We start from the raw sequence: 17471 nt of genomic DNA, 5'->3' as shown, positions 1-17471 counted from the left end.
GCGCCGGCGTGCGGGCGGGGGGGGGGGGCGCGGGGGCCGCCGGGGCGGGGGGCGGGGGGGGGGGGGGGCGCGCGCCGGCGCTCGCCGCCGCCGTCGGCGGACAGCCGGAGGCGGTCGAGCCCGCCGACGTGGTGCGGCTCGCGCCCATCGATCCCGCGTGCGCACGGCTGGTCGCCCGCGCCGGGCACGCCCTGGGGATCGCGCTGGCCGGGCTCACGAACGCGCTCGCACCGGAGGTCATCGTCGTCGGTGGGGGTGTCGCTGCCGGGCTGCCGGCGTTCCGCCCACACATCGATGAGGTCATGTCGCGGTACACGGTGCTGGTCGAGACGCCACGCATCGTCACGGCGGTGGACGGGTTCGCCGGCGCCGTCGGCGCCGCCGCCTGGGCGGCCGAACCGCCCTCCGGCTACCCGGCGCCGATCCAGCCCAGCGGCCACTGACGGTCACCCGGGCCGCCGGTCGCGTTCCAGCGGTCGACGCTTCTGGTGGTCGCGCTGGGTGCGCGGACCGGCGCAGGGGTGGTCGGCTCGGGACCCGGTGTCGGGTGCGGGTTCTTGTTGGGCGACGCTCTAGCGCGAAGACCGTTGGGCCGGGCGTACGTCCCAAAGGTAACGGTTCAGTCGCCGTGCGCTGTCGTTTACCGTGACTTGACGGATGTTCACCGGTAATAAGCGAGGTGAAGGGCGGTTTGACCGGTGAGTCGGCGTGATGACCAGGTCGACCGACAGGTTGACGAGCTCCTGACGGCGATGGTCCACGTCTGGGCCGAGGCGCCGCCGACCGTGCGCTGGCGGGCACTGCGAGAGCTGTCCGAGAGCCGAGCCAGCCTGCAGGCGATGACCGTTCACCAGCTGCTGCCCGAGATGACCGACGAGGGCACCCGCCGCGGGGTCGGCGCCGTCGCCCGCGCACTCGGCGTCACCACCAGCTGGATCAGCCAGCTCGCCGCGATGCCCAGCAAGCACAGCGGCCTGTTCGCCTGGGGACGGGCGCTGGCCCTCGCCACCGAGCTCGTCGCCCTGGCGGAGCGGGCGCCGTCGACCCGGCTGTCCGACGAGCTGGCCGGGATCGTCCGGCGCGGCCTGCACGACACCAGCCCGCGTCACGACCTGGAGAGCGCGACCAGCCGCTGGGCGATGGCCGCGCGCCGGCAGCGCCGCGGCCCGGAGGCCGACGTCCTGGTCGACCGGATCGACGCGCTGCTGGTCGACGTCGCCCCCAACCTGGACCTCGACTGGCTCGCCCGTGCCGAGATCGCCATCGGCTACCAGACGGCGCGCGGACCCGTCCCCCGCGGCGAGGACCTCCCACGCTCGACGCTCGCGCCGGCCGGGCCGCCCCGACCGAGCGCCACGGTTCCGCCCGCCCGCCAGGCGGAGCCCGAGGAACCGGCGGCCGGCCCCGCGCGGACCCGTCGCGGCACGAACGACCCGCTGCCCTGGTCGCGCTACCGCCTCCGCGACCGCTGACCTGACCAATGTGGGTGACTCAGGCCGGGTGACTGTGAACGGGCGGAGTACCGCGACCACCAGGTGTCGCTCGACGGGTCGAAACACCGGCAGTTAGTGTGCGCGGGTGGCTGATTCGGCGCCTGTCGTCCTGGTTCATGGGTTTGCGTCCTCCAGCGAGCACGGTTGGGGGCCGGCCGGCTGGATCGAGATGCTGCGGGAGGCCGGCCGCGAGGTGATCGCCGTCGACCTGCCCGGGCACGGCACGGCGGCGCGCTCGACCGACCCGGCGGACTACGCCGACGTCGCGGCGACCGTCGCCGCCGCGTTCGCCGACCGCGGACCCGTCGACGCGGTGGGCTTCTCGGCCGGCGCCAGGACCCTGCTGGAGATCGCGGCCCGCGGGATCGCGTCGTTCGACCGGCTCGCCCTGATGGGGATCGGACCGGCCGTGCTGGAGATCCGCGAGGCGGTGCCGTTCGCGATCGACAACGACGATCCGACGGACGTCCGCGCCCGCCTGTTCCGGGGCCTCGCCAAGAGCGCAGGCAATGATCTCGCCCCGCTGGCCGCCTTCGCCCGCCGCCCGGTCGAGTCGCTGACCGCCGTCGAGCTGGCCGCGATCACCTGCGAGGTGCTCGTCGTCACCGGCGAGCGGGATCAGGCCGGCGACCCGGAGGCGCTCGCGGCCATGCTCCCGAACGCCACGGGTGTCCTCATCGAGCGGGCGGACCACTTCTCGCTGCAGTCCAACATGCGCGCCATGGCGGCCGTCCTCGACTTCCTCGGCGCCTAGCCAGCCGCCACGGCCTCGGCCTCGGCCAGCCCCGGCCTGACCGAGGCCATGCTCGGTGTTCCCGGGCGTCCGTCGCGTCGCGGCGGATTGATCCTGCCTCTCTGGGTCATCGGGGCCTGATTCTGCCTACACAACTGTGTAGTCTCCTGCTCCTGCGTATAGTCCCGAGGCGAGGAGGGACGCGATGCGGGTCGGACGGGATGAAGTAGATCTGACCGGGAAGGCGCGGATCCGGGACGCGGCGCTGCGGCTGTTCGCCGAGCAGGGTTTCGAGGCGACCACGGTCCGCGGGATCGCGACCGCGGCCGGGGTGTCCTCAGGGCTGGTCCGCCATCACTTCGGGTCGAAGGAGGCGCTGCGGGCCGCCTGCGACTCCTATGCCCTCGAACGCGCCGTCGCCATCAAGGACGAGGCGTTGCGGCCAGGCGAGGCGGCGGACCCCGCGTTTCTGCCGACGGTGTTCCCCGAAGTGCTTGAGATGCGGCGCTACCTGGCTCGGTCGCTGGTCGACGGCTCGCCGGCGGCCGTCGCGCTGTTCGAGCAGATGGTCGCGCTGACCGAACAGTGGCTCGCCGACGGCCGGCTCGCGGTGGCGGCCGCCGACCCACGGGCGTTCGCCACCGCGTTGATCGCGATGCAGACGGGGCTGCTGATGCTGCACGACCAGGTCTCCGCGGCGCTGGGCACCGACGTCCTCGACGCGGCCGGCCAGATCCGGCTGGGTAAGGCGCTCATCGATCTGTACTCCCAGCCGCTGCTGACCGCGGAGCAGGCGGCGCAGGCCCGCCTGGCGTACCAGCGGCTCGAGGCAGGGCTGCCAGCGGCGCGGCCCCCGAGAACGAGGGACTCAAGCCATGGATGACGCGATCCGGGCCGAGGGCCTGGTCAAGACGTTTGGGGCGACCCGGGCCCTGGATGGACTGGACCTGACGGTCCGGACCGGAGAGGTGCACGGGTTCCTTGGGCCGAACGGTGCCGGGAAGAGCACCACGTTGCGGATCCTGCTGGGACTGATGCGGGCCGAGGCCGGGCGCGCGACTGTCCTGGGCGCCGACTCCTGGCGAGACGCGACCGGGCTGCATCGCCGGCTCGCCTACGTCCCGGGCGACGTCACCCTGTGGCCCAACCTCTCCGGCGGAGAGGCGATCGACCTACTTGGCCGGCTGCGCGGCGGCCTCGACCGGCGCCGGCGCGCCGAGCTGCTGGAACGCTTCGACCTGGATCCGCGCAAGAAGGGCCGGGCCTACTCCAAGGGCAACCGACAGAAGGTCGCACTGGTCGCGGCGTTCGCCTCCGACGTCGAGCTGCTGCTGCTCGACGAGCCCACGAGCGGTCTCGACCCGCTGATGGAGGACCAGTTCCGCGACCTGGTGCGGGAGGAACAGCGCCACGACGGGCGGACCGTCCTGCTGTCCAGCCACATCCTCGCCGAGGTCGAGGCGCTGTGCGACCGGGTGACGATCATCCGCGATGGCCGGACGGTGGAGGCTGGAACCCTCGCCGAGCTGCGCCACCTCCAGCGGACCGCCGTCTCGGCCGAGCTCGCGCCGTCGGCCGATGTCCATGCCGTCGCGGCCGGTCTGAGCGCTCTCGCCGGAGTCCACGACCTGACGGCCCAGGAAGTCCGGATCAGCTTCGAGGTGGACGCCGAGGCGCTCGGCCCGGCCGTGGCGCGCCTTTCGGCCGCTGGCCTGCGCGGGCTGGTGAGCCAGCCCCCCACGCTGGAGGAGCTGTTCCTGCGCCACTATGACCACGCCGCGGCGAGCGGGCCGGACGTGGACCGGACGACGCAGGCGGCGCGGCGATGACCACGACGGACATCGCTCCCGCGCGGGAGCGGGAGCAGCCGCCCGGGCGCCGGCGCGGGGGCGGTCTCACGGGGACGGGCGCGCTGGTCCGGCTGGTCGCTCGGCGCGACCGGCTGTTGGCGCCGAGCTGGGTCTATGTGGTCGGGATCCTTCCGCTCAGCTTCGCGGTGACGTTCCATGACCTTTACCCGACGGCCGCCGACCGGGCTCGGTTCGCCGCGACCAGCGCCCGCAACGGCACCTTCACCGCCCTCTACGGCCGGCTCTCCGGCTCCAGCCTCGGTGAGCTGATCGTCTGGCGTGGTGGGTTTATCCCAGTCGTCACAGGTCTGATCAGTCTTCTCGTCGTCATCCGGCACACCAGGGCCGAGGAGGAGGCCGGCCGCCGCGAGCTGATCGGATCCACCGCTGTCGGCCGACAGGCGGGCTTGGCCGCGGCGCTGCTGGTCGCGTTCGCCGCCAACCTGGGGGTCGCGCTGATCACCGCGGTGGCGCTGAGCCTGCGGCAGCTGCCGGTGGCCGGGGCGATCGCGACCGGCCTGGAGTGGGCATCGGCCGGATGGATCTTCGCCGGAGTCGCGGCGGTCGTCGCGCAGCTGACCACCGGTGCCGGTGCTGCCCGGGGCATCGGAGGCGTGGTGCTCGGCGTCTCCTACGCGGCCCGGATCCTGGGCGACCGCGGCGGTTCGGCCACCCCCGGTGGCTCCGGCGGCGGCCTGGGATGGCTGTCGTGGATCTCGCCGATCGGCCTGGTCCAACGGGTGTATCCGTACGCCGGGACATCCGGTGCCCAGCGGTGGTGGGTGTTCGCGGTGGTCGGCGCCCTCGTGGCCGGGTTGGTCGGCGTGGCGTTCGTGCTCTGCGCGCGCCGCGACCTGGGCGCCGGGCTGCTGCCCGACCGGCTCGGCCCGGCGGTAGCCGGCCCCGCGTTGGGTTCGCCGGTCGCGCTGGCCTGGCGGCTGCACCGCGGCCTGCTCGCCGGCTGGCTGACCGGGTTCGGCCTGCTCGGCGTCGTGTTCGGCGGGGTCGCGAGCGGCGTGGCGGACCTCGTCGGCGACAACCCGAGCCTGCGCGACGTCCTCCAACGGATCGGCGGCCGGGCCGGTCTTGTGGACGCGTATCTTGCCACGATCATGTCGATCCTCGGCCTGATCGCCGCGGGCTACGCGATCCAGGCAGTACTGCGGCTCCGCGCCGAGGAGGCGGCCGGCCGGGCTGAACCGGTCCTCGCGACGGCCGTCGGCCGGCTGCGCTGGGCGGCCGGGCATCTGATCTTCGCGTGCCTGGGCCCGGCCGTCGCGATGCTGCTCGCGGGCGCTGTCACCGGGCTGGTCTACGGGGCTGGCGCCGGCGGCCTCGCCCGCGAGACGGGCCGGGGCGTCGTCGCGGCGGCGACACAGCTGCCTGCGGTCGCGGTGCTCGCGGCGGCCGCGCTGGCCGTGTTCGGCCTCTGGCCGCGACTGTGGCCGGCCAGCTGGGCCGCACTGATCGGCTGCCTCCTGATCAGTCTTGTCGGGTCCGGCCTCAACCTCGACCACTGGCTGCTGGACGTCTCGCCGTTCACCCACACCACTCGGGCCGCCGGCGGCGCCGTCTCCCCCCTGCCGCTGGTGGTGTTGTGTCTGTTGGCGCTCGGGTTCGGCGCGGCCGGACTACTGGGTCTGCGGCGCCGGGACGTCCCCTCGTTCTGACCGGCCCGGCCTACGCGACGGGATCCGGCGAGCCGGCGTGGGTCAGCGGTCGGCGACGGCCAGGTGGGCGTGCGCGATCGAGGCGCCGCGCGTGTTCGGCAGGGCGAGACGCTCGGAGATCGAGAGCAGGGACTCGTCGCGTGTCACGGCGAAGCCGTGTGTGGCGAGCAGGGCCGCGAGCTTCGGCGCGGTCCAGGCGGACCGGCGGGGCTCGTCGGCCCAGACGCTGCGCTGGCGGGCGAGCAGGCTCATCGCGCGGGCGACCAGTACGCCGGCGGATGCCCTGGCATTCGGGGCCAGGTAGAGCACGACCAGCCGGCTGCCGGGGGCGGAGAGCTCGCCTGCGGCGGCCGTCGTCGCGCTGACCTCGGCCGGGGTCAGGTAGGGGACGACGCCCTCCCAGACCCAGGTCGTCGGCTTCGAGGTCTGGAAACCGGCGGCGGCCAGCGCCTCGGCGAGCTTGTCCCTGGAGAAGTCCACCGGGACGAACGTCAGCGAGCGCGCGAGGGGTGGCCGGCCGGCGAGCCGGTCGCGCTTGTCCCGCTGGGACGCCGGATGATCGACCTCGAAGACGTCGGTGCCGGCGAGCTCGGGCATCCGCCAGGCTCGGGCATCCAGCCCGGCCCCCAGCAGGACCAGCTGCGGCGCCACGCCACCGGGCCGGTCCCTGATGGCGTCGTCGGCCGCGATCGTGCGCGGCACCATCACCGAGGCGCAGGCCTTCGCGGACTCGTAGGCCATCCGCGCCGCCGCGCCCTTGGGCGGTGTCCCGGCCCGTACCTGCTCGACGACGAGCCGCTCGTCGGGGCGCAGCAGGTCGAGCGCGACGGTGTCGGCGAACCGCCCGGCGGCGCCGCTCCCGTCGGCGACGGCCCGTCCCTGACAGGTCAGCACCGCCGTCCGGCTTCCGCCCTCGGCCTGCATCCGCGAACCCCTCTCACCGTGGCCGTCCTGCCCCGCGATTGCCGACGCCGGCCAGTTCGACCGGTCCAACGCCCACGGAGCCGCCGCTGCTCCGCGTCCGCGTCCGGCGGTCCCTAGCCGGCCAGGCGGCGGACGGCGACGCGGCGCATGGTCCAGGTGATGTGACCGTCGTGCTCCGGGCCGGCCGCGAGGGCCGCGAGGTCGGCGGCCAGCCGGTCGAGCTCGGGCTGGCGGTCGCGGTAGAGGGGGTCGACGCGCCAGACGGCCAGGTTGAGGCCGAACATCTCCGCCGCGGTCGGGACCGATGGGCGCACCGGCTCGGTGGCGTTGTACTCGACCTCGAACGACGACCCCGCGCTGTGCGCGGCGAGGTCGTGCAGCGCGGTGTTCACCAGCCGGCCGGCGTGCAGGGTCGTGCCACGGGCGGCCAGCAGCTGGCGGGCGTGGTCGAGGTAGGTCGCGAGTGCCGGCTGGTCGGTGTCGATCGACTCGACCTCGTCGAGCAGCAGCAGACCATGCGGGGCGACCTGGGTGATCCAGCCGCCGATCGCGTCCGTGACGTCGACGAGGTGGGGCAGCAGCAGCCGGGCGTAGACGACGTCGGCCTCGCGTGCCTGGGCCGGGAACGGCATCCGGCTGACGTCGTGACGCAGGAAGGCCAGCTCGGCGGCGCCATCGGCGCTCAACCCGCCGCCCTGGGCGGTCACCGGCTCGGTGCCGACGGCGGTGGCGACGAAGGCCGTCGACGCGTCCAGCCCGACGGTGCGGGCCGCGCCGGTCGCGGCGGCCAGCAGCCGGGTGGTGTGGCCCGGACCGCAGCCGAGATCGACGGCGAGGCGGACGCCGGACGGGCCGTGGGCGCTGTCCCGGTTGTGGACGGAGGCGGCGCTGTCCCGGTCGTGGACGGAGGCGGCGCTGTCCCGGTCGTGGACGGAGGCGGCGCTGTCCCGGTCGTGGACGAAGGCGGCGCTGACCCGGTCGTGGACGAAGGCGCGGGATCCGGGATCGAAGACGTCGGAGACCAGCGCCAGCCGGCGGGCCGCTGTCTCGGTGTCCCGGAACGCGTACGGGGTGAGGATCTCGAACGTTGGGAAGACGGTGACCGGGCAGTTCAGCGACGCGGCGATGAAGCACTGCTCATGGGCGAGCTGGGCGAGCCTGCGCAGCCGCTCCTCGGTGGCGTCGGTGACGACGGTGATCCGGGGCCGCAGGGTGATCTCGGTGATGGCGCCGCCGCCCCGGCCGTCCTCGGTCATCACGGCGGCGCCGGTGTCCTGGTAGTCCCGCACGTCGACCCGGGCCCGTGCGGCGATCGCCAGGAAGGCCAGCAGCTGGCACGAAGACGCCGCGAGGACGACCAGCTGCTCGGGGTTGAGCAGCGAGGGATCGCCCCGGAACGCGGTGTCGGAGGACAGCCGGACCGCCGTGGCCGCCGGGGGTGCGTGCCCGACGTGCGCCCGGGAGTACCGGTCGTACCCGACCCCGGTCGAGCCCGACCACTCGCAGGTGACGGAGTAGCTGTGCGTCGGCGGCGTGGGACGGACGGTTGCGGTCTCGGCTGGAGCGGCCATGCCCGCCATCCTGTCCCAACGCTCGCGCGTTATTCAGCCGAATTTTCCCGGGTCGGGGCAACCCGGTGCTTCGCCCCGGTTCGGACCGCTCCGGACCGGGCCAACCGTCCTGACCCTGAGATGCCAGGCGTCCGGTCCAGGCTGGGTGGGCACGCTTGGTAGCGACCGAGCAACAACCTGGAGGTGATGGGACATGCTCAGGTCGGAATCCACTTCCTTCCTGCTGCGCGGCGCTATTGCCGTGGCGCTGGGAATTGTCGCCATCGCCTGGCCTGGGGTCACCGTGAGCGCGCTGATCGTGCTTTTTGCGATCTACGTGTTCTGCGACGCGATCGGCCATTTCCACCGTGCGTCCTCGATTGACCGGTCCGGCTCTGCCGCGGGCAGCATCGCCCTCGGGGTGCTGGACATCGCGGCCGGTGTGGTGGCGCTCGTCTGGCCCGCGATGACGGTGTTCGTGCTGACCATCTGGCTGGGGATCTGGGCGGTGGTCACCGGCGTGGTCGAGGTCGGTGCCGCGTTCACGATGCCCGCCCGGCGCGGCGTCCGTACCGGCATGGTGCTCGTCGGCCTGGCCAGCATCGTGTTCGGGATCGTCGTGTTCACCCACCCGAGCATCGGCGTGCTCAGCGTGACCCTGCTGTTCGGGCTGTTCCTGCTGGTCTACGGCGTCGACCTCGTGACGACGGGTGTGCGGATGCGCCGCCGCCGTGCGACGGGTGGCGACGCCCTCGGCGGTGGCTGGACGGACAGCACTCCGTACCCCGGGTCCGCTCGGCGAGCCGACCAGGCATCCCCGCGCTATCGCTGACCACGTTCGCCCGAGACTGAGACCGCCGGCAGGTCGCCGGCGGTCTCAGTGCTGTCCGCGGCCCGCCCGGCGGTAGCCCGCGCGTGAGGCAGGCCGACCTCGGCGGCCAGCGGGCTGGGCGCCTGGCATCCGGTGAGTGAAAGGCTGCTGCCCAGCGCGGAGCCCGGCAGTTCGAGCGCGTCCTCCCGCAGCATGACCCGCAGCAGCGTCCGCGCGGGCAGCCGGAGACCGGCCCTTCCCAACGCGAGCGCGGGATAGCGCGTGAACGCGCCGTGCCTGTGGTCGTCGACCCGGCCGCCGAAGGCGCCGCGCAGCGCGCCGAGCCGGGCGGCGTCGATCGGCTGGCAATCGACGGGCTCAGGCTTCCCCAACAGCCTGGTGCCGGCGGCGTGCAGGAGTGGCACCTTCCACGGCTCGGCCGCGGCGAAGCGGCCCCCGGCGGTGAGCACCCGAGCGAACTGCCGCCCCGCGCGCGCGGTGTCCAGGTGGTGCAGCGTCCCGCCGCAGTAAAGGACGTCCACACTGCCGGCAGCCAACGGGAGATGCTCGCCGGTTCCGGCGACGGGGAGCAGCCGGTCGGCCAGGCCCAGTGCTCGCGCGAAGGCGTCGGCGAGCAGCAGTTCGCCGACGACGGGCGACACGATGACCGCGCGCGCGGCGCCGGCGAGCAGGAACTTCAGCGCGTGGGTGCCGCTGCCGCCGATCTGGACCGCGGTCCCACCGCGCACCATCGGCCGGAGGAACTCGTAGCACCGCAGCTGGGCCGGTCCGTCGTAGGGCGCGTCCACCCAGGTCTCGTCCAGCAGGGTGCCGGACCGTTCGGCCACGGTGGCCAGCGCGCGTAGCCCGGCGAGGGTCTGGTCGTCCGCGACATCGGCGGCCAGGCGCAGGCTCACCGCCGAGTAATGGTCGAGCTCGCGGCGCGAGCTGCCGGCCGTCACGCCGAGCGGGCCGGCCGCGTCGTGCGCGTAGCCGGAAAGCAGCAGCGGGATTCCGGCGAGGACCGGATAGCGGATGCCGGCCGCCGTGCCGAGCCAGTGCTGGGCCGGGTCAGGACGGGCTGCCCGCGCCGGGCCCGCGGTGACTCCCGCGGCGACGGATTCCGGGGCTCGCCGTGGGAGCGGCGCGAGCGCCGGCGCGACGTGCGCGGCGAGCGTCCACAGTTCCGGGCTGGGCGCCATCGGTGCCGGCACCACGGTCAGGGCGCTGGTGCCGTCTGGAGCGCACAGCAGGTCGAGGTCTGATTTGAGCAATGGGTGATCGCTTCCTGTCTCCCAGCGTGTCTTCGGCCACACGCCGTGAGCTTAGGTCGCTTCAATAGATGCTCAAAGCATCAACGTGACTACTTTCAGTCGCCGGATGGCTCAGGTGGCGACGCTCGCCCGGATCTCGTGGCGGCGGATGCCTCGATGGCTGGCCAGTGTCGGCGCGCCTCCGCCGTGCGGCCCATCCCGGCCCTACTGTCACTCAACATAGTTGGCCAGACACTCTAAGTGATCGACGTTGGTGGTTCGCCCGGCGCTGCCCGGCGGCCACCCCAGCGGGGAAGGAAACGAGCCTGTGGAGACGGACAGCGCTGTCGGCGGTGGCCGGAACCTTGCCGGAGTCCTCGCACGCCGATGGCACCTGCTGCTTGCCGTGACTGTCGCATTCGGCGCGGCGGGTGTCCTGCTCTCGTCGCTCCAGTCGACGCTCTACACGAGCACGGCCACGATGCTGCTCAACGACCCGGGAAGCACGAGCGTCTTCAGCCAGAACAACCGGGTGATCGTCGACCCGTCGCGGTACGTGCGCGGCCAGGCCAGCTACCTCACGTCCACCGAGGTACTGACCGCGGCCACCAAGATCCTGCACAACCGGCTCAGCGTCGACGAGCTGCGTACCCGGGTCAGCGCGACCTCGTCGGACCAGCTCGAGCAGGTCATGGTGACCGCGACCGAGCCGACGGCCGCCGGCGCGGCCGAAGTGGCGAACGCCGTCTGCCAGGCCTACCGCGAGACCGTGCGCTCATCGGCCGCCCAGAACGCCAAGTCGACGACCGACGAGCTGGACCAGACCATCTCGCGGCTGCGCGACAGCATCAGCGAGCTCGACGGCCAACTCGCGTCGACCAAGGACGGCAGCGCCGACCCGGCCCTGTCCGCCGCCCGCCAGGCCGCGGCTACCCAGCTGCTGACCGTGCAGAGCCGGGCCGACGAGATCGCCGTCGACACCGCCACCTACGGCGACGGTGTCCAGATGTTCGAGGAGGCCAAGCAGCCGTCCTCGCCGACGCAGCCGAGGCCGTCGGTGGGGGGCGTCGTCGGAGCGTTTGTCGGGCTGCTGCTCGCGGCCACCGTCGTCTGGTGGCGCGCGGAGTACCGCCGCAAGGCCGACGAGAAGCAGGACCCCGCCACCGTGCTGGGCGTCCCGCTCCTCGGCGACGTCCCCGAGTTCGTCCCCTCTGCCGGCGGCCGAGCGCTGCCTGCGGCGTACGAGCCATCGTCACCGGCGGGGGAGGCCTACAACTTCCTGGTCGAGTCGATCGGCTTCGCGATGGCGGCCACGGCCCGCGCCTGGCCCGAGGGTGGTGCCGGTGGACGGGTCATCGCCGTCACCAGCCCCCGTCAGGGCGACGGCAAGACGGTCACCACGCTGAACCTGGCGATCGCGATGGCCCGAGACGACCGGCGGGTCGCCGTCGTCGACGGCGACGAGCGGATGCGTGGACTGACCCGGCTGGCCGAGGTGCCCGACGAGCCCGGCCTGTCCGACCTGGGCGCCGACGTGCCGGTCGACCAGGTGCTGCGTTCCCTCGACCTGGACAGCACGGAGGGGCTGGACGTGATCGCCTCCGGCGCCCGCCTGGAGGACCCGGCCAGCTTCTTCAGGACCGGCCGGTTCCGCGGCGCCGTGGGCCGGCTGCGCGGCCACGCCGACATCATCATCGTCGACTCGCCGCCACTGCTCGCCGTCAGCGACGCCGCCGCGATCGCGGCGCAGGCCGACGCGGTGGTGCTGATCGTCGGGCGCGGCACGCCGCTGCGGGTGCTGGCCGAGGTCCGCCACCGGCTCGAGTTCGTCGGGACGCCGCTGCTCGGCTACGTCTTCAACAAGTCCACCGGCTCCAGGCGCAGGTACGGGCACTACGGCTATGGCTACGGCTATGGCCAGCAGCAGGCCCGGACGGGCGCCCTGCCGGCCGGAACCGCCGGCCGGGTGCCCGACCAGCGGCTCGGCAGCGGTGGCCGCCACGCGGAGGCCAACCGTTGACGGCCGTCCCGGTGGCGTCGACGGCCGGTCCGGCCGGAAAGAGGCCAAGCCGGTTGGGCCCGAGCTGCCCGCCGCCGACCTGACGGAGACGACCTGATGAGAGTGCTCGTGCTCGGTGGTGCGGGGATGCTCGGACACGAGCTGGCCAGCGCGCTCGCAGGCAGCCACGACGTCGGCGTGACCGTCCACGGGCCCAGGCCACCGCGCCGAAAGGACCGGTCCGACCCCTGGGCCGGCGCGCTGCCGGCCAACCGGATCTTCGCCGGCCTGGACGTCCGCTGCCAGGACGACCTCGCCGCGCTGCTCGCCGACTTCCGCCCCGAAGCGGTGGTCAATGCGGTCGGTCTGGTCAAGCAGCGGCCCGAGGGCAGGACGGCGCTGCCCGCCGTCGAGATCAACACCGTGTTCCCGCACCGGCTGGCCCGGCTGTGCCGGATCGCGGGAGTCCGGATGGTGCACGTCAGCTCCGACTGCGTGTTCTCCGGCCGGCGCGGGCGGTACACCGAGGACGACCAGCCCGACCCGGTCGACGTGTACGGCATGTCCAAGCTGCTCGGGGAAATCCGCGAGGCGCCGGTGGTGACCCTGCGGACGTCGATCATCGGCCTTGAGCCGGCCGGCCGCGGGTCGGGCCTGGTGGAGTGGTTCCTCGCCCAGAGCGGCCAGGTCTCCGGCTACCGGCGGGCCATCTACACCGGGCTCACCACGATGGAGTTCGCCCGCGTCGTCGACCGGCTGCTGACCAAGCACGAGGACCTCACCGGGCTGTGGCACGTCGCGACGGCCGAGGCGATCACGAAGCACGAGCTGCTGACCCGGCTCGCCGACCGGCTGCGCCGCGCCGGCGGTTCCCGCGCGGTGGCCGAGGTCGTAGCCGCGGAGGGGCCGGCCTGCGACCGGAGCCTGCTGGCCGACCGGTTCGCCGAGGCGACCGGATACACCGCGCCCGGTTGGGACGCGATGCTCGACGAGCTCGTCGAGCGGATCACGCTGCGAGACGACGGAGGTCGCCGTGATGGCTGACAACGCCAAGCAGCACGCGATGCGGCTGGCCTACCAGGGGCCGGCGCGAGTAGCGCCCACCCGGGTCAAGGTGATGGTCATCGTCGGGACCAGACCGGAGGTCATCAAGCTCAGCCGGGTGATCGCCGCGCTGGAGCGGCACGTCGACGTCCGGCTGGTGCACTCCGGGCAGAACCACGCCTACGAGCTGGGCCAGATCTTCTTCGACGAGCTGGGCATCCGTCCGCCTGACCACCACCTGGACGCGGTGCTGCCCGGCGCGACGGCGGCGGACACGATCGGCCAGGTGATCGCCAGGGTGGACCGGGTGCTCGCGGCCGAACGCCCCGACGCCGTGCTGCTCTACGGCGACACCAACACCTGCCTGGCGGTGATCCCGGCCAAGCGGCGGCACATCCCGGTGTTCCACATGGAGGCCGGAAACCGCTGCTTCGACGACCGGGTCCCGGAGGAGATCAACCGCAGGCTCGTCGACCACCTCAGTGACGTGAACCTGCCGCTCACGGAGCACGCGCGCCGTCATCTGCTGGCCGAGGGCCTGCCCGCGAACCGGGTGTTCGTGACCGGGTCGCCGATGAAAGAGGTCCTCACCCAGCACTGGGCCCAGATCGAGGGCTCCACGGTCCTCGCCGACCTGGGGCTGACGGCGGGGCGTTTCCTGGTGGTCAGCGCGCATCGCGAGGAGAACGTCGACCATCCCGACCTGCTGCGCGCGCTGCTGGCCACCCTGACGCTGCTGGCCGACCGGTTCGACATGCCGGTCGTCGTCTCGACGCACCCGCGGACCCGGGCCCGGCTCGACGAGTTGGGCGCCGACGCGTTCGCGGCCCCCGGCGGCCCCTCGTCGGTCGCCGACCTTGACCCGCGGGTGCGCTTCCTACGGCCGTTCGGGCTGGCGGACTACGTCGCGCTGCAGCGGGGGGCGCACTGCGTGATCTCCGACAGCGGCACGCTCACCGAGGAAGCCGCCCTGCTCGGCTTCCCGGCCGTCATGATCCGAGAGTCGCACGAGCGGCCGGAGGGCTTCGACCACGGTGTGCTGGTGTCCAGCGTGCTGCGGCCGGACCGGGTCCTCGCCGCCGTCGCCGCGGTGACCGACCAGCCGACCGGACCGAGCGGCGCCGCGTGGGCCCAACCGGGTGCGTCCGGGCTCACGGCCGGTGGCGCGGGCCGCCGGCTGCCTCCCGACTACGACGTCGACGACGTCTCCACGCGGGTCCTGCGGATCATCCTGAGCTACATCGACCAGGTGAACCGGACCGTCTGGCATCGCTCGCCGGCCCCGGTGGCCGTGCCGGCACCGCGCGCCGCGCTGGAGCCCGGCGCGGCCCTCACCTCCGGGTGACCGCCGCCGGGGTGTCATGACGGCGCGATCTCCCGCCCGACGGCGTGCTGACCCGACCGGGCCGGCCCCGCGGGTGGCCACTGGCCGCGCGGCTGGCGATGCGGTCCGGACCGTGCTGCTGCTCGGTCCGGACCATCCGGCTCTGGGTGAGGTCGCCCTCGGCGGGCTGTCCGTCGAGGGCGACGGCGGTCCGGCGATGCTCGGTGCCGCGCTGTCGGCCGGCTGGCGGCCGAAGGCGGTGCCCGCGGTCGAGCCGAACGAGGACGGGGCGCTGCTTGCCGTCGGGCCGGCCGGCGCGCTGCTGGCCGTGGCTGATGGCCACAACGGCTCGGCCGCCTCGACCGCCGCGCTGCGGGCCCTCGCGGCGCGGGCCCCGGCGCTGCTCGCGCATCGGGCCGGCGACGAGGCCGAGCTCGCGGCCGCCTTCGCCGCGGCGGCGCATGGCGCCGTCGCCCGCCCACCGGCCCCGGGCGGCGCCGTGCCAGCCGCCGCCATGGCCCCTGGCGGTGAGCCGCGGCCGGCGCGGACAGCGCTGAGCCTGGTCGTCGTGACCGCGGCGGCCTTCGCCGCGGTCGGCTACGGCGACACGACGGCGGCCGTCGTCCGGCGCGGCCGGCTGCACCTGCTGGACGAGCCGAGCGAGTTTCTCGGGCCCACCTCTCCGGCGGATCCATTCGCGGGTCACCCGGTGACCCGCCGTCGCCGCGGGCCCGGCGACCTGCTCGTCGTCGTCTCCGACGGCGTTCCCGACTACCTGGGCCGCGCCTTCGGCGCCGCCATCGAGGCGGCCTCGCGGGCCGGCGCCGACGGCGGCCAACCGGACGCCGCCAGGGCCACCGCTCGATCGCTCATCGCCAGGGCCGGCGCCGCCGGAGCCGGCGACAACCTCACCGCCGCCGTGCTGCTCGCGGCGCGGCCGCGCCGCACCTTCGGCTGGTTCTGATGAGCCGGTCGTCGTTCTAGCGGCGAGTGGGCACACTAAGCGACACTTCAATAGCGGTGTGTCGCGCTTTCCGGTTCGATGGCGGGTGGATACGGTCTTCTGCGTCATCGTGGCCTTGCGTTGCGTCGCATAAGCGGCGTGAGGCCAGCCGCTCGCCAGTCCAAGGAGCCCAAGATGCGGACGGATCGGGTCTGGGCCCCGCCAGCGCACTGGAGGTCGTGCACCGCAGTGGCGCTCGCCGCGTTCGGCCTGGTCGCGTGCGCCGGGTGTGGGTCGCCGGCGACCGAAGCCGGAACAGCCACCGTCACGGCGAGCCGGTCCGACTACCGGCCCGTGGCCGCAGTGCCCGCCCGCGTCGTCCCGGCGACCCTTTCGACCGACGCTGTCCCTTCCGACGCCGTCGCCACCGAGGGCGCCATTCCCGTAACCGCCATTCCCGTAACCGCCTCAGACGAGGCCGCCGCCGGGGTCCCCAGCGATACGGCCACCGCAGCGGCGGCCGTATCACCGTCCGCGGCTCAGACGACCGATCTGGAGCCCCCGGCGGCCGTCGTCGCCGCGGCGCCGGTCTGTCCGCCACGCGGTCTCACCGGCGCGCTGCGGCACACGGAGGGAACCGCCGGCCACGTCTACAACGACCTGGTCCTGCGCAACAAGGGCACGGTCGCCTGCCGCCTGACCGGCTACCCCGACGTCCGGTTCGTCGACGCGGATGGCGCGGCCTTCGGCGCTCCGGCGGACGACACGGACGACGGTCCGGCAACGGCGGTTCTGCTCCCGGCCGGGGGCACGGCGACCGCCATGCTGCGGATCACCCAGGCAGGCATCCAGCGCGGCTGTACCGCCGCGAGCCAGACGAGGCTCGCCGCGGCGCTGCGCGTCACGCCGCCGGATGGCGGAACCGTGACGCTGTCGGTGCCCCTGTCCGGCGGGATCACGGCCTGCGTGTCGTCCAGCGTCCGCCAACTGCTCATCGGGCCGCTGACCTCGACCTGACCGTCCTCGCGGCTGGGTTCCTCGGCCGGGTACTTCGGCTAGGTACTTCGGCTGGGTTCCTTGGCCGGGACATCGGTCGGCCTATCGAGCCGCGACACGGCCGTGACCTGAGCCAACAGTCGCCCCGATCCGCACTGTGGCGAGACCGGAGGCCCGGTCGTCAGCGACCATGGTGGATGTGGGGCCGCCCAGTCGCGAAGAGCCGGACCCGACCGGATCCGAGCCGGCCGGGCCTGGCATCCAGTCCGCCATGGTGGCGCTCATCCAGGACACCCGTGGAGACGGGGCGACCGCGGTCCGTTACATCCAGTGCGACAGCTGCGCGGGGCCGACTCCCCATCACGCCGAGGTACAGATCTTTTCAGCCACCTCGCGGAACCCGACCTTCGTCGCGTCCCCGCCCGAGGTCGTCTGTGGCGTCTGCGGCTCGGTCCATCCTCGGGTGGTGGGCGACGAGCCGCCCTGCGACACCAGGCTCACCTGCGTCGCCCGCCGCCTGCCCCGCCTCCCGCTGGACCGCCTCGGGCTGGAGCGCCTTCGGCTGGACCGGTTGCCACTGGGCCGGCTACGCGACCGCGCGGGCCTGGACCGGCTGCCATTCGGCCGCGTCCTGCCCGACGCCGTCCGCCAGCTCCGTTGGCCCGGCGCCTGCACCCACCGCTTCCTGGTACCGGCCGCGGCGCCCACGGTCATCTGCCCCCGCTGTTCGAGCACCCAGGCCGGCCCCCCGTACCGCCTCCGCGCCCCCTACCCCGACCAGGAACCAGACCCCCGGAACGCCTGAACGCGGGCCAGCTCGCCGGGCATGCAACCATAGGTGCGGAGGCGTTGATCACGATCAACGTGCGTTGAGCTGGCGG

Annotated in this window: 16 protein-coding genes; 13 read left to right on the top strand and 3 right to left on the bottom strand. The window is 73.7% G+C overall.

Annotated features, from left to right (window positions below; all coding sequences use genetic code 11):
• The 6 genes from I6A60_RS18690 to I6A60_RS18665 form a co-directional block, all read left to right on the top strand.
• On the top strand, nucleotides 1-443 hold a 443-nt coding region (locus tag I6A60_RS18690; RefSeq protein WP_238435724.1), incomplete at its 5' end, for an ROK family protein.
• A 255-nt stretch (nucleotides 444-698) separates the two neighbouring features.
• Nucleotides 699-1472 (top strand): hypothetical protein, encoded by a 774-nt coding sequence (locus tag I6A60_RS18685; protein ID WP_307873749.1) that lies wholly within the window; start codon nucleotides 699-701, stop codon nucleotides 1470-1472.
• A 106-nt stretch (nucleotides 1473-1578) separates the two neighbouring features.
• On the top strand, nucleotides 1579-2247 hold the full coding sequence (locus I6A60_RS18680) for an alpha/beta fold hydrolase (protein ID WP_203021317.1): 669 nt from the start codon (nucleotides 1579-1581) through the stop codon (nucleotides 2245-2247).
• 184 nt (nucleotides 2248-2431) lie between these two features.
• Nucleotides 2432-3109, top strand: a complete 678-nt coding sequence (locus I6A60_RS18675; RefSeq protein WP_203021318.1) for a TetR/AcrR family transcriptional regulator — start codon at nucleotides 2432-2434, stop codon at nucleotides 3107-3109.
• Nucleotides 3102-4055: an ABC transporter ATP-binding protein gene (locus tag I6A60_RS18670; RefSeq protein WP_203021319.1), complete on the top strand. Its 954-nt coding sequence runs from the start codon at nucleotides 3102-3104 to the stop codon at nucleotides 4053-4055. Before I6A60_RS18675 ends, I6A60_RS18670 begins: the two co-directional genes overlap by 8 nt.
• Nucleotides 4052-5746 (top strand): ABC transporter permease, encoded by a 1695-nt coding sequence (locus I6A60_RS18665; protein WP_238435723.1) that lies wholly within the window; start codon nucleotides 4052-4054, stop codon nucleotides 5744-5746. The genes I6A60_RS18670 and I6A60_RS18665 overlap by 4 nt, the downstream gene beginning before the upstream one ends.
• A gap of 42 nt (nucleotides 5747-5788) precedes the next feature.
• Here the strand turns inward: I6A60_RS18665 and I6A60_RS18660 are convergent, their stop codons facing one another.
• Nucleotides 5789-6670, bottom strand: a complete 882-nt coding sequence (locus tag I6A60_RS18660; protein WP_203021320.1) for a class I SAM-dependent methyltransferase — start codon at nucleotides 6668-6670, stop codon at nucleotides 5789-5791.
• Between the two features lie 113 nt (nucleotides 6671-6783).
• Nucleotides 6784-8241: an OsmC family protein gene (locus I6A60_RS18655; protein ID WP_203055657.1), complete on the bottom strand. Its 1458-nt coding sequence runs from the start codon at nucleotides 8239-8241 to the stop codon at nucleotides 6784-6786.
• 193 nt (nucleotides 8242-8434) lie between these two features.
• Here I6A60_RS18655 and I6A60_RS18650 point away from each other — a divergent pair, with 193 nt between their 5' ends.
• Nucleotides 8435-9052: an HdeD family acid-resistance protein gene (locus I6A60_RS18650; protein ID WP_203021322.1), complete on the top strand. Its 618-nt coding sequence runs from the start codon at nucleotides 8435-8437 to the stop codon at nucleotides 9050-9052.
• Here I6A60_RS18650 and I6A60_RS18645 read toward each other — a convergent pair.
• Nucleotides 9043-10305: a methyltransferase domain-containing protein gene (locus I6A60_RS18645; protein WP_203021323.1), complete on the bottom strand. Its 1263-nt coding sequence runs from the start codon at nucleotides 10303-10305 to the stop codon at nucleotides 9043-9045. The two genes, I6A60_RS18650 and I6A60_RS18645, sit on opposite strands and share 10 nt — an antisense overlap.
• Before the next feature lie 253 nt (nucleotides 10306-10558).
• Between I6A60_RS18645 and I6A60_RS18640 the strand changes: the two genes are divergently transcribed.
• From I6A60_RS18640 to I6A60_RS18615, 6 genes are all read left to right on the top strand, one after another.
• Nucleotides 10559-12304: an AAA family ATPase gene (locus I6A60_RS18640; RefSeq protein ID WP_307873750.1), complete on the top strand. Its 1746-nt coding sequence runs from the start codon at nucleotides 10559-10561 to the stop codon at nucleotides 12302-12304.
• 96 nt (nucleotides 12305-12400) lie between these two features.
• On the top strand, nucleotides 12401-13327 hold the full coding sequence (locus I6A60_RS18635; RefSeq protein ID WP_203021325.1) for an SDR family oxidoreductase: 927 nt from the start codon (nucleotides 12401-12403) through the stop codon (nucleotides 13325-13327).
• Nucleotides 13328-13346: 19 nt separating this feature from the next.
• Nucleotides 13347-14672: a non-hydrolyzing UDP-N-acetylglucosamine 2-epimerase gene (gene wecB, locus I6A60_RS18630; RefSeq protein WP_203021331.1), complete on the top strand. Its 1326-nt coding sequence runs from the start codon at nucleotides 13347-13349 to the stop codon at nucleotides 14670-14672.
• Between the two features lie 112 nt (nucleotides 14673-14784).
• Nucleotides 14785-15615, top strand: a complete 831-nt coding sequence (locus I6A60_RS18625) for a protein phosphatase 2C domain-containing protein (protein ID WP_203042552.1) — start codon at nucleotides 14785-14787, stop codon at nucleotides 15613-15615.
• Between the two features lie 174 nt (nucleotides 15616-15789).
• Entirely contained in the window at nucleotides 15790-16611 is an 822-nt protein-coding gene (locus I6A60_RS18620) for a DUF4232 domain-containing protein (protein ID WP_203020435.1), read from the top strand.
• A 169-nt stretch (nucleotides 16612-16780) separates the two neighbouring features.
• Entirely contained in the window at nucleotides 16781-17395 is a 615-nt protein-coding gene (locus I6A60_RS18615; RefSeq protein ID WP_203020437.1) for a hypothetical protein, read from the top strand.
• The last annotated feature ends 76 nt before the right edge of the window (nucleotides 17396-17471 follow it).

It is taken from the genome of Frankia sp. AgB1.9, from assembly GCF_016786355.1.
Taxonomy (GTDB): domain Bacteria; phylum Actinomycetota; class Actinomycetes; order Frankiales; family Frankiaceae; genus Pseudofrankia.
The sequence above is the reverse complement of the archived record's forward strand: the minus strand, read 5'-3'. Positions and strand labels throughout refer to the sequence as shown.